The sequence below is a fragment of the Mesorhizobium ventifaucium genome (assembly GCF_935822925.1).
Classification (GTDB): Bacteria; Pseudomonadota; Alphaproteobacteria; order Rhizobiales; family Rhizobiaceae; genus Mesorhizobium; species Mesorhizobium ventifaucium.
On sequence record NZ_CAKXZS010000023.1, the window covers coordinates 290,911 to 306,514 of the forward strand.

The window sequence follows — 15,604 nt, forward strand, 5'->3', positions numbered from 1 at the left end:
ATTGGATAGCGAGCGGTCCTGACGCGGCGTAAATCGTAAGGTGCGATGCGCCTTTTCGGACCGCATGAACCCAGATTCGACAAAGCTGGAAGCCGGGCGATCGAGTTGGGGAGCAAGCCGCAAAAAGGGAAACGATCAAGCATAGCGCGCGGGGTTCGACGGGATATGGACATTGCCGGACGTCGAGCCGTGAAATGACGACTGACGAGGCCGGAAAAGTTGGATCTGATTGCGGTAGGACCAAAATCGCAAATAAAAGGGGAGGACCACGGTTATGAAGATCGCCGGGAAACTCGGACTTACCACGGCCTTGGCCAGCGCGCTGATGCTGACAGGCACTTACGCACAGTCGACGCACACCGATATCGGCACCATCGACCCGGGCGCCGCTCTTCCCGGCACGCCCCCCGGCTACTCGCCCTACGCGAACCGGAACTTCCCGAGCCGCGTGTTCTGGGGCGATACCCACCTCCATACCAGCGCCTCCCTCGATGCCGGCGCTTTCGGCACCCGGCTCGGCTTCGAAGACGCCTATCGCTTCGCTCGCGGCGAGGAGTTAACGGCCTCGGGGGGCGAGCGCGTAAAGTTATCGCGGCCGCTCGACTTCCTGGTCATCTCCGATCACTCCGACAATATGGGCTTTTTCCCGGCCCTCTTCGCCGGCAAGCCCGAGATGCTCGCCGACCCGACCGGCCGGCGCTGGTACGATCTGGTGCAAAAAGGCGGCCAGGACGGGGTCAAGGCAGCGCTCGAGATCATCGACAGCTTCTCTCGTGGCCAGTTCCCGAAGGCGCTTGAGTTCTTGCCGGGATCCGAAGGATTTCGCTCGACCTGGGACCAGATCATCGCCGCGGCTGAAAAATACAACGAGCCGGGACGTTTCAGCGCCTTCATCGGCTACGAATGGACGTCGCAGGTGCCGCCCGGCAATAACCTGCACCGCGTCGTCATCTATCGCGACGGCGGCGATCGGGCGAGCCAGACGCTGCCCTACACGACCTATCCGCCGCTCGGCAGCACGACACCCGAGGATCTGTGGAAGCATCTCCAGGCCTATGAAGACAAGACTGGAGGGCGGGTGCTGGCGATCGCGCATAACGGCAATCTGTCGAATGGCTGGATGTTCCCGATCGAGACCAATCCCTCGACCGGCCAGCCCTTGTCGGCCGAATATGCCGAGACGCGCGCCCGCTGGGAGCCGCTTTACGAAGTGACGCAGATCAAGGGCGACGGCGAGGCGCATCCGTTTTTGTCGCCGAACGACGAGTTCGCCGGCTACGAGCTGTGGGACAAGGGCAACCTCAACCTCAGCGAGGTGAAGAAACCCGAGATGCTGGTCAGCGAATATGCTCGCGCCGCCCTGCAGACCGGCCTCCGGCTCGAAGAGAAGCTCGGCACCAACCCTTACAAGTTCGGCATGATCGGCGCGACCGACAGCCACACCTCGCTGGCGACAGCCGAAGAGGACAACTTCTTCGGCAAGCACAGCGGCGCCGAGCCGAGCCCCGAGCGCGCGTCGCACGAGTTCATGCGCAACGGCGACGTCTTCCTGATGGGCTGGCAGCAGGTCTCATCCGGCTATGCCGGCGTTTGGGCTACCGACAACACGCGCGAGGCGATCTGGGATGCCATGCGCCGCAAGGAGGTCTATGCGACCACCGGTCCGCGCATGCTGGTGCGCTTCTTCGGCGGCTGGGACTTCACCGATGCCGACGCGATGTCGCGCAGCCCGGCTTTCTCCGGCTACGCCAAGGGCGTGCCGATGGGCGGCGACCTCAGGGACGCTCCGGAAGGCAAGGCGCCGACCTTCCTGCTCGCGGCGCTGAAGGACCCGCTCGGCGGCAACCTCGACCGCATCCAGGTCGTGAAAGGCTGGATCGACGCGGCCGGCGCGCGCCAGGAGAAGGTCTATGACGTGGCCTGGTCGGACAACCGCGTGCCCGGCGCCGACGGCAAGCTGCCGCCGGTCGGCAACACCGTCGACGTGGCGACGGCCACCTGGACGAACACGATCGGCGCTTCCGAGCTGGTAAAGACCTGGACCGACCCGGAGTTCGATACGGCGCTCAGGGCCTTCTACTACGCCCGCGTGCTGGAGATCCCGACACCGCGCTGGACCGCCTACGATGCGGTGAGGTTCGGTGTAACGATGCCTGCCGACGTGCCGATGTTCGGGCAGGAGCGGGCATACACTTCGCCCATCTGGTACACGCCGCAAGGCTGACCTGGAGCGCCACCATGCGCAACGATGCTTCGAAAACCCGGCGCCGCCCATGGCGGGTCGGGGCGTTGGCCGCGGCAGTTCTTCTGGCCACGGCTGGCCCGAAAGCCTCCGCCTTCGCCTGCGGCTACGAGAACCCGAGTGCTCTCGCGCTTGGAATGCTGAACTGGGTCTTCCCGAATGCGCTCTATGTCCGCAGCGCCGTCTGGCGCGCAGAGAAGGCTGGCATCCTGCCGAGACCCCTCCCGGCAGGTCCTGCGAAGGGCCTGTTCGGCAGCGGATTCCGGCGGGCGGCCGCGAGCATGGCGCGACTCGGCGAGCGGATGCATACCGCCGCGCTAACGACAGGAAAGGCGCCGAGCTTCGCGGTCGTGCTGATCCCCGCGGTGATGTGGACCACCTACGCGCCGTCGCCCCGAGGTTACGTTGTCAGGGTGCATGCCGAAGGACCGGCGAAAGGCGACGTGGTGATCGTGACGGACGAGAAGGTCGTCCGTGCCCTCGTCGACGGATCCCTCGACGCTCTTTCGGCAGAGCGCCTTGGGCTGGTCCGGTTCTACGGTCCGGCAGGCGAGGTCCGCGCCGCGCTCGCCGCTCTGCCGGCGGTGGGGAGCGGACCGGACAGCGTGTCGGCGTTGCCGACGGGCGACCCGGGTCCGCGATATTCGCCCTACGCCGTACAGAAATGAGGAGAGCGGGTCTCATGAAACTCCTGCGCGAACCGCTTGTGCATTTTCTGGTGATTGGCACCGCGCTGTTCGGCGTGTTCCACTTCGTGAAAGCGGGCGATCAACCGGCTGCCGAAGAGATCGTCGTCAGCTCCGGCCAGATCGCCAGCATGGCGGCGATCTTCAGCCGGACCTGGCAAAGGCCGCCCACCGCCAAGGAACTGGACGCGCTGGTGAGCGAGCATATCCGCGACGAGATCATCTACCGCCAGGGTGTGGCGATGGGCCTCGACAAGGACGACGCGGTCGTCCGGCGCCGCATCCGGCAGAAGATGGAGTTCGTCGCCGATCTGGCGGCGGACGTCGAGCCGACCGACGCCGAGCTGAAGGGCTTCGTCGCGGAGCATCCTGGATGGTTCCGCAGCGAGCCCCGCTTCTCCTTCGCCCACGTCTATTTCGGCGGCGCGGACGTTCCGGATGCGGAGGGGCTGAACCGCCTGCTCAGGGACTTGAATGCTGGAACCGCGGACGCTTCGACGGCCGGCAGCCCGTTCATGGCGGGAGCTGACTTTGCCGACCTGTCGCGATCGGCCGTGGCGCAGACATTCGGCGAGGATTTTGCCGCCGGGATCGACAAGGCGGCAGCCGACGCGTGGCACGGTCCGGTCACCTCGGCCTACGGCACGCATCTCGTTCGCATGACCGGGCGCGTCGAAGCGCGCGAACCGCCCTTTGAGGAGGTCCGCGCGGCGGCGCGACGGGAGTGGCTGCATCTTAAGAAAGTCGCCGCCAACGACGCGCTCTACGAGCGGCTGCGCGCGAACTACGTGGTCAAGGTCGAGACCGGCGCCGCGGAGGAAAAGCGAGCCGAGGTGGCGCCGTGACCCGCTTGCTCCTCGCCTTTCTGGTTGCACTGATGGCCGTCTCCGGCGGTGCACATGCCCACGACCTGCGGCCTGCGTATCTGGCCATCACCGAAAGCGCGCCAGATGCCTACTCGGTGCTGTGGAAAGCGCCGGCAATGGGGGAAATGCGCCTGGCGGTCTATCCGCGCCTGCCCGACAGCGCCAAGGAGACGACGCCGCGCGAAGGCGCCGTCATGAATGACGCCTATGTCGAGCGGTGGACGGTGCAAGCACCTGCGGGCTTCGCCGGCGAAACCATCGCATTCGACGGGTTGCCGGAGAGCCGCACCGATGTGCTTGTGCGCATCGAGAGGCTGAGCGGCGAAGTCAGCACCCAGCGCCTCACGCCGGCCAGCCCCTCCTTTAGCGTCCCGGCGGCCACCGGTTGGCAACAGGTGGCCGTCGCCTATGTCTGGCTCGGCGTCGAGCACATTCTCTTCGGCATCGACCATCTGCTTTTCGTGCTGGCGCTCATCCTTTTGGCGCGGCGCTGGAGCATGATCGCGCTCACCATCACCGCTTTCACTGTCGCCCACAGCATCACGCTCGGCGCGGCGACGCTCGGCTACCTCAACGTGCCCGGCCCTCCGGTCGAAGCGGCGATCGCGCTCAGCATCGTGCTGGTCGCAGTCGAGATCGTGAAATCGCGAGCGGCCGGAGACGTCAGCATCACCGCCCGCTTTCCCTGGCTCGTCGCCTTCGGTTTCGGCCTTCTGCATGGGCTCGGCTTTGCCGGCGCGCTGAGCGAGGTGGGTTTGCCGAACCACGCAATCCCGGTCGCGCTTTTGTTCTTCAACATCGGCGTGGAGCTCGGGCAACTCGCCTTCACGGCGGTCGTGCTAGTGTCGTTTGCGATGCTCGGCCGGCTGTCGATCTCCGTCATTCGATCGCACACGCCGCATGCCTGGGCGGCGCGGGCCGTTGCCGCCTACGCCATCGGCGGCATCGCCTCGTTCTGGCTGATCGAGCGGGTCGGCGCATTCTTGGCTTGAAGAGGCAATTGCGGGGCTCGTGACCAAGGCTTGGCCGGTCGGCGACATCCACGCACCAAAGACGAGGGTCAGGTATCCGACGAAAAAGGGACATGAACATGCACAGAACCCGCTACTCCACCTTCCTTTGCACGTCTCTTCTCGCTCTGCTCTGCGCCGCGCCGGCGCCCGCCCAGAACAGCGACATCGGGACCGTTACTCCGGAGCGTGTGGAAGGGGCGTTGCAAATGCGCCCTTACTCGCCGTACGCGAACCGCACGTTTCCGGAACGCCCTCTCTTCGGCGACACGCACCTGCACACCGCGATCTCGTTCGACGCCGGCATGCTCGGCACGACTCTGGGGCCGGTCGAGGCGTACCGCTTTGCCAAGGGCGAGCAAGTTATCGCCTCCAGCGGGCAAGCTGTCCGGCTAAGCCGTCCGCTCGACTTCCTCGTCGTCACCGATCACTCCGATAACTTCGGCCTGGCAGCGGATATCGTCGCCGGCGCCCCTAACGTCCTCGCCGTGCCAGAGGGGCAACGCTGGTACAATATGATCAAGGAGGGCCAAGGCTTTGAAGCCGCGACGGAAGCGTACATGGCCACCGCCCAATCGAGGCTCCCGGAAGCGCTCAACTACGCGCCGGGCACTCGGCCCTACCGCTCTGCATGGGAGCAGACGATAAAGGCGGCCGACGCTGCGAACGACCCGGGTCGGTTCACCGCCTTCATCGGCTATGAGTGGTCGTCGAATCCCGGCGGTAACCTGCACCGCAACGTGATCTTCCGCGACGACGGCAACTTGGCGCGGCAGGTCGAGCCATTGACCACGATCCCGCCGATGGGCACGTCCGATCCGCGTGGCCTCTGGGAGTGGATGCAGACCTACGAGACCAAGACCGGAGGGGATGTGCTGGCGATCGCGCACAACGGAAATCTCTCGAATGGGCTGATGTTCCCGATTGTAGAGCCCGTCGACGGCAAGCCCGTCGACCGCGCCTATGCCGAGACGCGGGCGCGCTGGGAGCCGCTCTTCGAGGTGACGCAGATCAAGGGTACCAGCGAGTCGCACCCGTTCCTTTCGCCGAACGACGAGTTCGCCAACTACGAGCTCTGGGACAAGGGCAATCTCGATCTGACGGTCGCCAAGACAAACGACATGCTCGAATACGAATACGCACGCGCGGCGCTGAAAAATGGACTCAAGCTCGAGGCGACACTCGGCGTCAGCCCCTACAAAATCGGCATGGTCGGTTCGACCGACGCGCATACGGGTCTCGCGGCGGTCGAAGAGAACAACTACTTCGGCAAGATCACGCCGGAAGAACCCAGCCCCCATCGCCTGACCAATGTCTTCCAGACCGGAAAGGTAGGCTCGTTCACGGGCTGGGAGCTTTCATCCTCGGGATATGCCGCCGTCTGGGCGACCGAGAACACGCGCGAGGCTATCTTCGATGCGATGGAGCGGCGCGAGACCTATGCCACGACCGGCACGCGCTTGGTCGTCAGGTTTTTCGCTGGCTGGGACTTCGAGGCGGCCGATGCGACAAGCCGCACACCGGCTGACGCCGGCTACAGCCGCGGTGTGCCGATGGGCGGCACTCTCAGCGGGGGGGCCGAAGGCATCTCGCCGCGCTTCCTCGTCATGGCGCTCCGCGACCCGATCGGCGCCAACCTCGACCGTGTCCAGATCGTCAAGGGATGGCTCGACAGGGATGGGAACCTCGAAGAGCAGGTCTACGACGTCGCCTGGTCGGACGACCGGGTGCCCGGCGCCGACGGCAAGCTGCCGCCGGTCGGCAATACCGTCGATGTGAAGAATGCCAGCTGGACAAACACCATAGGCTCGTCCGAGCTGATTACGGTCTGGCAGGACCCGGACTTCGATCCTGCCGAGCGCGCCTTCTACTACGCTCGCGTCATCGAGATCCCGACGCCGCGCTGGACAGCATACGACGCCAAGTATTTCGAATTAAAGGATGTTTCCCCCGACGTCCCGATGACGACCCAGGAGCGCGCCTACACCTCGCCCGTCTGGTACACGCCAAAGGGCTAGGGCGCCGGCGTCAAACCGAAGTGCAATAGTTGGCAGACGCGGTCCAGGCGACCAGATCAACGCCATTGAAACGTCAGGGGAGAACTTCACATGAAATGCATCTTGATGTCGGCGCTGCTGCTGACGACGGTGACGACAGGAGCAATGGCCCAGGAGCAGCGGCCGAACGTCGTCATCATGCTCGGCGACAATGTCGGCTATGGCGACATCGGCGCGTATGGCGCCGGCGAAATCCGGGGCATGCCGACGCCACGCATCGACCAACTGGCGAGCGAGAGCCTGCGACTAACGCAATATCTGGTCGAGCCTGCCTGCAGCCCTTCCCGAGCCGCGCTGCTGACCGGGCGCTACTCCGTGCGCTCCGGGCTCAACGGCGTCATCATCGGCGGCACGCCCAATACCTTGCAGGCCGGCGAGGTGACGCTCGCGGAGCTGTTCAAGACCAAGGGCTACGCCACCGCCATCGCCGGCAAGTGGCATCTCGGCGCGGACGAACAGAGCTGGCCGACGCGCCAAGGCTTCGACGAGTACCATGTCGGTGTGCTCGAAAGTACCGACGGCACTCTCTACCGCGAGAGCATGCAACGCCAGGGAATGCCCGAGCAAGCCATAGTTGGCGCCGAACCCTCGGTCTGGGAATCCGAACCGGACGGCACGCTGAAGAAGGTGCGGCCCTACACACTGGAGTATCGCAAACAAGTCGAAGGCGATATCGCCAAGGCATCGGTGGATTTCATAGACCGTGCATCGAAGGGGAACGAACCCTTCTTCCTCTATGTCGGCTGGACCCACACCCACTATCCAACACGCACCGCGCCGGAATTCGAGGGAAAGTCGCGTATCGGCATCTATGGCGATGCGGTCATGGAGCTCGACTTCCGCACCGGCCAGGTGCTCGACGCGATCAAAGCCGCCGGCATTGAGCAAAACACCATCGTCATCTGGCTTTCGGACAACGCGGCGGCGCCGACCGCTGGCCCGTTCGACACGCGCTACGGCTTCAACGGCCCCTTCCGCGAGATGGTCTCGGTGCATGACTTCCTGCCGACGCTCGCCAGCATCATCGATGCGGAGGTGCCCACGGACCGGCCGATCGACGGCGTCGACCAGAGCGCGTTCTTTACCGGCGCTCAGGAGAAATCCAACCGCGAAAGCCTGATCACCTTCGTCGCCGACGAGGTAGCGGGCGTGCGCTGGCGTTCCTTCCGCCTGTACCCGAAGCAATTCGTCATGGCAGGCGGCAATCCGTCGATGAATGGGCTCGCCGGCAACCGCATGGAGATGAACGGCTTTCCGGCGATTTACAACATCGAGGCGGATCCGCGCGAGGAGGTGAACGTCGTCGGCACCGCCGCCTGGGTTGTCGGACCGTATCTCCGGGTGATCGGCGACTACCAGAAGTCTCTGGTTGACCACCCCAACCCGAAAGGCTTCAGCCTTACGGAATTCGGCAAGTGATTGCCGAAGGGCGGAATACGCTTGCATTCAGCTCCAGGCGTGGCTGGCCAATCCATAGACCCAGGGCTCGTTGCTTTCCCGGTTCAGAAAGCGGCGGCCTTTGGACATCGTCGTCACTGTCTCGGCAATGAGGAGGCCGCTCTGCTGCAGAAACTCGGCAAACACGCCATCGCTCTCGCGCGTGTCGACGCGGGCGAAGCGACCTGCCAGCTTCTTCAGATGGACGGCTGTGAGATGGACCGCGTCCTGGTCGTTTCGGGCTATTGTGGGACCAATCACATGGCCGCGCCCGAACTCGCGACACATGGAATAGCCAACGACCTCGCCGCCGCGACTCAAAGTGGCTGTCGAGGCGTCCTCCGAGAGCAACGCAAGCAGCCTTGCACGGTTTGTCCCGAATGCGCGCGCGTCAAGCTCAGTGATCTCGCGAAGCCTGCCGCTGGACAGCTCACTTAGTTCACCATCCAAAACTGGCAATGGCGGGAGTTTTTGTGGGACTTCACCCTGACGCATGTAGACGGTCGCTTCGCTGGTGAAGCCGAGTGAAATATATAGCGGATAGGCGGGATGGGTTGCGTTGAGGGCCAGATTGCGATCCCCGCATTGCTCGAGGACCTGTTCCATGAGCCATCGGCCACCTCCCTGCGCCTGTGCGCGAGGCGTCGTGATCACCAGGCCAATGGTGGCAAAATCGTCGCCTTGGGGAAACCACATCGCGCTCCCGAAGACGCGCCCAATTCCGTCAACGGCGGCGATGCCGTGGCCGGCGCGGCGCAACAAATCCCAGTCCTTGGGGCGATGCGGCCAGCGGACCGAAATCGATAGTGCATGCAGCAGATCAACATCGACATCATTGATGTCGCGCGCGACCAGTTCAAAGGATTTCAGGCGTACTGATCTCTGCATCTCAGTCGATCCGCTCCTTCAACGAAAGCCCCAAGTCCTTTAACGTTGCCCCAAGGCACGCGGTGTTAAAATCCTGGCGCCGATAGCCATGTATGCGACAGGCCTCATTTGCCGCAGCATTACACGGGAAAGCCAGCAGGTTTCGCTGGTTCGAGGCGTTTTTTCGCAATCTTCAGCCAAAGCACGACGCGATTCGGCAGGGAACGCTGCTGCCTACGAATAGGCTAGTCGCAGCCGGTGATACTGTGCAAGCAGAGCGGACTGCCATGAACGTGGAAGAAATCCTCGCGACCTTGACCGCATTTCCCTCCGTTGTGGGCACGCCAAACGGCGAGATCGTCGATTGGATGCGCGACTACTGTAAGGCAGCCGGAGCCGAGGTGACGGTTCTGCCCGGTCCCGAGGGCGACCGGTCCAACCTGTTCGTCACGGTCGGCCCGCGTGCCGGTCGGGGTTACATCATCTCCGGACATATGGATGTCGTGCCGGCCGGCGAGCCGGAATGGAGCTCGGATCCGTTCGTCCTGCGTCGCGAGGGCGGCAGGCTTTACGGTCGCGGCACCACCGACATGAAGGGCTTTCTCGCCTGCGCATTAGCCGCGTTGCCAGGACTTGCGGCAATGAACCTGCGGCAGCCAGTCCATCTCGCATTCTCCTACGATGAAGAGGCGGGGTGCCGTGGTGTGCCGCATCTCCTGGCTGCGTTGCCGAGCCTATGCGAGAGGCCGCTTGGCGCGATTGTCGGTGAGCCGAGCCGGATGCAACCTGTGCGCGCGCACAAGGGGAAGGCCGCCGCGCGGCTCGAGGTGATCGGGCGATCCGGCCATTCGTCACGCCCCGATCTCGGCCTCAATGCCGTGCACGCCATGGCCGGCGTCATCATGCACGCCGTCGCCTACGGCCAATCCCTCGCCGGCGGCCCGCTCGATCCAAATTTCGAGCCCCCATATTCATCCTTGCAAGTGGGCGTCGTCGCCGGTGGACAGGCGGTCAACATCATCGCTGGCCACTGCACAGCCGATATCGAGGCGCGTGCCGTGCCGGGCGTTTCTCCAGCCTCCCTGCTCGAGCCGGTCAAAGCCCGGCTTTTCGATCTGCGCGAGAGCGGCTTCGAGGTAATTTGGCACGAGTTGAGTTCCTATCCCGCCCTTGCGCCCGCGGATGGAAGCAAGCTGGCGGCCGTTCTGAGGGAGCTGACGGGGCAGGAGCCGCTCACGGCGGTCAGTTACGGCACCGAGGCCGGGCTTTATCAGCAGGCCGGTATCGATGCAATCATTTGCGGCCCCGGCGAAATTTCCCGCGCGCATCGTCCCAATGAATACATCGAGATCGGTGAGCTTGCTGCCTGCCAGAGCATGATCGAAAATCTTGGCGCGCGTCTCGCGGCCTGAGGAAGGGCTGGTTCCATGGCATTTCTTTTCAATTCCGATGCGGCGCGTGCTGCGGTGTTCCGCGAGATCTTCGCGCGCGAGCTCCCGGATCTGGAATTCTTCCATTCCGGCGAGGAGTTGGAGCCGGACAAGGTGCGCTATCTCATCACCTGGACGGTGCCGGACGAGATCTCCCGCTACCGCAATCTCGAAGTGCTGTTTTCGATCGGCGCCGGCGTCGACCAGTTCAAGCAGGACGTGGTGCCAAGCCATGTGAAGCTTGTGCGCATGGTCGAGGATGGCATCATCCGCATGATGCAGGAATACGTCGCGCTTGGCGTGTTGGCGCTCCACCGGGAGATGCCCGCCTATCTCGAGCAGCAGAAAAGGTGCCTCTGGCAACCGATTGCCGCTCGACAGGCGACTGAGCGCCGGGTCGGCTTTCTTGGTCTTGGCATGCTGGCGCAGGCGGCTATCGAGCGCCTGAAGCCGTTCCAGTTCCCGCTTGCCGGGTGGAGCCGCAGCGAAAAGCGGATAGAGGGCGTCGCCTGTTGTCACGGCGCCGATCAGTTGCCCCGTTTTCTGCAGCAGACGGACATTCTCGTCTGCCTGCTACCGCTGACGCAGGAAACCAACGGGATTCTCAATGCAAAACTCTTCTCCCTGTTACCAGCCGGGGCGCGGCTGCTGCATGTCGGCAGGGGTCCTCAACTCGACCAGGCCGCGCTGATCGACGCGCTCGACACCGGTCACCTATCCGCGGCGATGCTTGATGTCACTGATCCAGAACCGCTCCCGGAAGACCATCCGCTGTGGTCGCATCCGAAGGTGATGATAACGCCGCACATCGCCTCGGTGACGCAACCGCATACGGCGGCGCAAGCCGCCGTGGACAACGTCCGGCGTCACCGCGCCGGCGAAGAACTGATCGGCCTCGTCGATCGGACACTCGGCTACTAACCAGGAAACCTCACATGTCACTGCTGACCACGATCGACACAAATCCCGCCTTCACGCCCAAGGAGGCATTGCCGCTGCCGGAGCGGCTCATTGCCGGCACTCCATCCTTCAAGACCTGGGCGCAGGATGCCTCGAAAGGTGAGAAGGTTCTGACCGGCGTCTGGGAGGCGACCCCCGGCGAGACGCATTCGATCAAGGGTACTACCTACGAGTTCTGCCACATCATTTCGGGTCTCGTGGAAATCGAGGAGAAGGGCGGTGAGACCAGGACTTACCGCGCCGGCGACAGTTTCGTGATGAAGCCTGGTTTCGTCGGCGTCTGGCGCACGATCGAGACCGTGCGCAAGATCTACGTCTGCGTTTATGACTGAGCTCTGTGCTCAAGGTACGGCCGAGTAGAGCGCGCGGCGGTTCCAGAACAATCGACTTTCCAGGTCCCGCCTGACGCGATTCAACACCGTCGGGCGGTTCATCCTCGACGAAAAATGCGGCGCGCGGTCCACTATTGTTCCGATGAAACGCTAGTGCAAATGAGGACCTCGATCAATGAAGACCTACAACATAGCGCTCATCCCCGGCGACGGTATCGGCAAGGACGTGACCGGGGCGGCATGGCAGGTGATGCAGGCCGCGGCCAAACGGGGCGGTTTCGCCCTTGATGGCACACGCTTCCCATGGTCCTGCGCCTACTACCTGGAAACCGGCGCAATGATGCCGCCGGATGGCATCGAGACACTTCGAAAATTCGATGCGATCTATCTCGGCGCTGTCGGCTGGTCCGCGGAAGTACCCGACTCGGTATCGCTTCACGGACTGCTCCTGCCGATCCGGAAAGGGTTCACGCAGTACGCCAACATACGGCCGCACCGGCTGTTGCCGGGCGTTCAGGGACCCCTCCGCTCCGATGGATTCGACATCCTGTGCATCCGCGAGAATACGGAAGGCGAATATTCCGGCGCCGGCGGGCGCATTCATTGCGGCACGGCCAATGAGGTCGCGATCGAGACAGCAATCTTCACGCGTGCGGGTGTCGAACGGATCTTGCGTTTCGGTTTCGAACAGGCGCGGGCTCGCCGCAAGAAGCTCGCATCCGTCACCAAATCCAACGCGCAGAAACACTCCATGGTTTTCTGGGATGAGGTCACGCGCGAGGTGGCGAAGGACTATGCCGATATCGAGGTCTCGCATTACCACATCGACGCCATTGCCGCCCGCATGGTGCTGGCGCCGGAAAGCCTCGACGTGATCGTCGCCTCGAACCTGTTTGGCGACATCCTCACGGATATTGGAGCGGCCATTCAGGGCGGGCTGGGTTACGCCGCCTCTGCCAATATCAACCCCGATCGCAGCGCGCCTTCCATGTTCGAGCCGGTCCATGGTTCGGCTCCCGACATCGCGCATCTCGGCGTCGCCAATCCGATCGCCGCGATCTGGTCCGGTGCGATGATGCTCGAGCATCTGGGCGAGGTGCATGCTGCGGCGGAAGTGATGTCGGCGATCGAGTCCGTAACCGCGCAGGCCATAGGCACGATCGCAGGCAAGGACCGGACTGAAACGATCACGCAAGCCGTGCTTGCGGCATTGAGCTGAAAGGGCAGAGGAAAGACCATGAATGCGATAATGAAGATTGGCACGTTTGACGATGCGGACCTGTTCCGCCAGCAGGCGTTGATTGGCGGTGTGTGGCGGGAAGCGGGCACAAGGGTCGTCGTCGATGTCACCAACCCTGCTACCCTGAACGTTCTTGGCAGCGTTCCCGATATGGGCGGCGACGAGACCAGGGCCGCGATCAGTGCTGCGGCCGAGGCATTCAAAAGCTGGAAGAAGACGACCCATGCCGAGCGTGCGAGACTGCTGGAGCGATGGCACGACCTCATTCGCCAGCACGAACAGGATTTGGCGCTTCTGCTGACGCTGGAACAGGGTAAGCCGCTTGCCGAGGCGTCGGCGGAAATCCGCTACGGCGCATCTTTCGTGAAATGGTTTGCGGAGGAGGCCCGCCGCATCGGTGGCTCGACCATTCCGTCACCCACCGCCGATCGCCGCATTCTGGTCCTTAGGGAAGCAGTCGGCGTCTGCGCTATCATCACGCCGTGGAATTTCCCCAATGCGATGATCACGCGCAAGGTAGCACCGGCGCTGGCCGCAGGCTGTACGGTTGTCATCAAGCCGTCGGAGTTCACACCCTTTTCCGCGCTGGCGCTTGGCGTCCTGGCGGAGCGGGCGGGCATCCCGGCAGGCGTTATCAACATCGTGACCGGCATGCCGGGAGAGATCGGCAAAGAGCTGATGGCCAACGAAACGGTGCGCAAGATCTCGTTCACTGGTTCGACCCGTGTCGGCGCGCTGCTCATGCGTGGTGCGGCCGATAGCATCAAGCGGCTGAGCCTGGAGCTCGGCGGCAACGCGCCGTTTATCGTCTTTGACGACGCCGATCTGGATAACGCAGTTGAAGGGGTGATCGTATCCAAGTTCCGCAATGGCGGTCAAACCTGCGTTTGCGCGAACCGGATTCTCGTGCAGGAAGGCGTTTACGACGCTTTCGCCGAAAAGCTGAGCCAGCGCGTCAAGCGGATGAAGGTTGGCGCGGGGACCGACGAGGGCACTGAGATCGGCCCGATGATCAACACGGCCGCGATCGACAAGATCGAGCGTCACATCGCGGATGCGAAGACGAAAGGCGCGCAGATCCTCGCCCAAAGCGAGGCAGTACCCGACGGCAGGCAATATGCACGGCCCGTCGTCCTGGGGGAGGCTACGACCGAGATGCTCCTGGCATCGGAAGAGACCTTCGGTCCGGTGGCGCCGCTTTTTCGCTTCGAGACGGAGGAAGAGGCCATCACGATCGCGAACGGTACGCCGTTCGGTCTTGCCGCCTACTTCTACACGGAAAATCTCAAACGATCGTGGCGTGTCGCCGAGGCGCTGGAGTTCGGTATGGTCGGGCTCAATACCGGCCTGATCTCGACCGAGGTCGCGCCTTTCGGCGGTGTCAAGCAGTCGGGGCTGGGGCGCGAAGGATCGCAGCTCGGCATCGAGGAATATCTCGAGGTCAAGACGCTTCACGTCGGCGGGTTGAACTAGAGGCCTTTTCCGGAGTCTCAAGAGCGAACTAAAGCGCGCCGTGTTTGAGCGGCCCCATGCGACGCGCTTTAGGTTATCGCAAAACCGCTGCACACCCTGGGGTCAGGCCCTGGCTCAGGCCCGAGGGCATGCTTTTGCGCGACATGCATCAGCAATGAGAAAGGGGCGGTCGAACCGCCCCTTTCTCATTTCGATACTTCGGATGCAGCGATGGCCGGGCAGCCTCAAGCAACTTCCCGAACGGGCTCCAGGCCGACGGCGGCGGCCAGACCTCCGATATCCTTGATCTCGGTATATTCGTAGAAGGGGTTCGCGGGCTCGTGGCCGCGATTCACCCAGACCTTGCTCTTGATGCCGAGATCATAGGCGGTCATGAGATCGTAGCGGAATGAGGACGACACATGAGTGATGTCCTCCGGGCCACAACCAAGCTTGTCGAGCATGTATTCAAAACCCTTCATCAGCGGCTTGTAGGCGCCAACCTCTTCGGCGGTGATGACGGTGTGAAAGGGCGCGCCGAGCTTTTCCACATTCGACATGATCAGGCTGTTCATGGAGTTGGACAGGATCACCAGTGGGATTTCCTTGGCCACTCTGGACAGGCCAGCCGGGACGTCGGGGTGCGGACCCCAGCTTGGCACTTCGTCATAGATCAATTGGGCATCTTCGGGTTTGAACTGGATACCGATGCGCTTGCAGCTGCGTTCGATGGAATTCTGCACCACCTCGAGGAAGGGTTTCCATGGCCCCAGCACCTCGTCAAGGCGATAGCCTCTAAAAGCCTCGACGAAGCTGGCCATTGCCTCTGGGGAGAGGCGCTCGCCGTAGACGCGCCGCGCCGCGCCGGCCATATCGAAATTGGTGAGCGTGCCGTAGCAGTCGAAGGTGATGTATTTCGGTCTGAACGTCGACATGGCGACCATCCTCCTAAGTTTCTCGGCACAGCGTGCCTGTACCACAATCAGCATAGTCGGAGATCTGGAAGACTAACGGCCGCATTCGCC

At 63.2% G+C, this 15,604-nt stretch carries 13 protein-coding genes; 11 read left to right on the top strand and 2 right to left on the bottom strand.

Translation table 11 applies throughout. From position 1 onward, the window contains the following. Positions 1-274: 274 nt before the first annotated feature. The 6 genes from NMG70_RS19370 to NMG70_RS19395 all read left to right on the top strand — a co-directional run bounded on the left by NMG70_RS19370 (position 275) and on the right by NMG70_RS19395 (position 8,280). A complete protein-coding gene (locus NMG70_RS19370) occupies positions 275-2,224 on the top strand; it encodes a DUF3604 domain-containing protein (RefSeq protein ID WP_254026023.1) in 1,950 nt (649 codons plus the stop codon). 14 nt (positions 2,225-2,238) lie between these two features. Further along, positions 2,239-2,910 carry a hypothetical protein gene (locus NMG70_RS19375; protein ID WP_254026024.1) on the top strand — a complete coding sequence of 224 codons (672 nt, stop codon included), beginning with the start codon at positions 2,239-2,241 and terminating at the stop codon, positions 2,908-2,910. Between the two features lie 14 nt (positions 2,911-2,924). Further along, complete coding sequence (locus tag NMG70_RS19380) at positions 2,925-3,773, top strand: peptidyl-prolyl cis-trans isomerase (protein WP_254026025.1); 849 nt, start codon at positions 2,925-2,927, stop codon at positions 3,771-3,773. 32 nt (positions 3,774-3,805) lie between these two features. Next, positions 3,806-4,786 carry a HupE/UreJ family protein gene (locus tag NMG70_RS19385; RefSeq protein WP_254026240.1) on the top strand — a complete coding sequence of 327 codons (981 nt, stop codon included), beginning with the start codon at positions 3,806-3,808 and terminating at the stop codon, positions 4,784-4,786. Positions 4,787-4,884: 98 nt separating this feature from the next. Next, positions 4,885-6,822 carry a DUF3604 domain-containing protein gene (locus NMG70_RS19390; protein WP_254026241.1) on the top strand — a complete coding sequence of 646 codons (1,938 nt, stop codon included), beginning with the start codon at positions 4,885-4,887 and terminating at the stop codon, positions 6,820-6,822. Between the two features lie 90 nt (positions 6,823-6,912). After that, a complete protein-coding gene (locus tag NMG70_RS19395) occupies positions 6,913-8,280 on the top strand; it encodes a sulfatase-like hydrolase/transferase (RefSeq protein ID WP_254026026.1) in 1,368 nt (455 codons plus the stop codon). 27 nt (positions 8,281-8,307) lie between these two features. Here the strand turns inward: NMG70_RS19395 and NMG70_RS19400 are convergent, their stop codons facing one another. Further along, a complete protein-coding gene (locus tag NMG70_RS19400) occupies positions 8,308-9,186 on the bottom strand; it encodes a GNAT family N-acetyltransferase (RefSeq protein ID WP_254026027.1) in 879 nt (292 codons plus the stop codon). Between the two features lie 266 nt (positions 9,187-9,452). On the opposite strand from NMG70_RS19400, the gene argE reads away from it, so the two are divergent. The 5 genes from argE (at position 9,453) to NMG70_RS19425 (ending at position 14,600) form a co-directional block, all read left to right on the top strand. Further along, a complete protein-coding gene (argE, locus tag NMG70_RS19405; protein WP_254026028.1) occupies positions 9,453-10,577 on the top strand; it encodes an acetylornithine deacetylase in 1,125 nt (374 codons plus the stop codon). A 15-nt stretch (positions 10,578-10,592) separates the two neighbouring features. Continuing rightward, entirely contained in the window at positions 10,593-11,516 is a 924-nt protein-coding gene (locus tag NMG70_RS19410; RefSeq protein ID WP_254026029.1) for a 2-hydroxyacid dehydrogenase, read from the top strand. A 14-nt stretch (positions 11,517-11,530) separates the two neighbouring features. Then, a complete protein-coding gene (locus NMG70_RS19415; RefSeq protein WP_254026030.1) occupies positions 11,531-11,887 on the top strand; it encodes a cupin domain-containing protein in 357 nt (118 codons plus the stop codon). Positions 11,888-12,062: 175 nt separating this feature from the next. Further along, entirely contained in the window at positions 12,063-13,106 is a 1,044-nt protein-coding gene (locus NMG70_RS19420; protein WP_254026031.1) for a tartrate dehydrogenase, read from the top strand. Positions 13,107-13,124: 18 nt separating this feature from the next. Continuing rightward, a complete protein-coding gene (locus tag NMG70_RS19425; RefSeq protein ID WP_254026032.1) occupies positions 13,125-14,600 on the top strand; it encodes an NAD-dependent succinate-semialdehyde dehydrogenase in 1,476 nt (491 codons plus the stop codon). A gap of 224 nt (positions 14,601-14,824) precedes the next feature. Here NMG70_RS19425 and NMG70_RS19430 read toward each other — a convergent pair whose 3' ends face one another. After that, a complete protein-coding gene (locus tag NMG70_RS19430) occupies positions 14,825-15,514 on the bottom strand; it encodes a haloacid dehalogenase type II (protein ID WP_254026033.1) in 690 nt (229 codons plus the stop codon). Positions 15,515-15,604 lie beyond the last annotated feature (90 nt).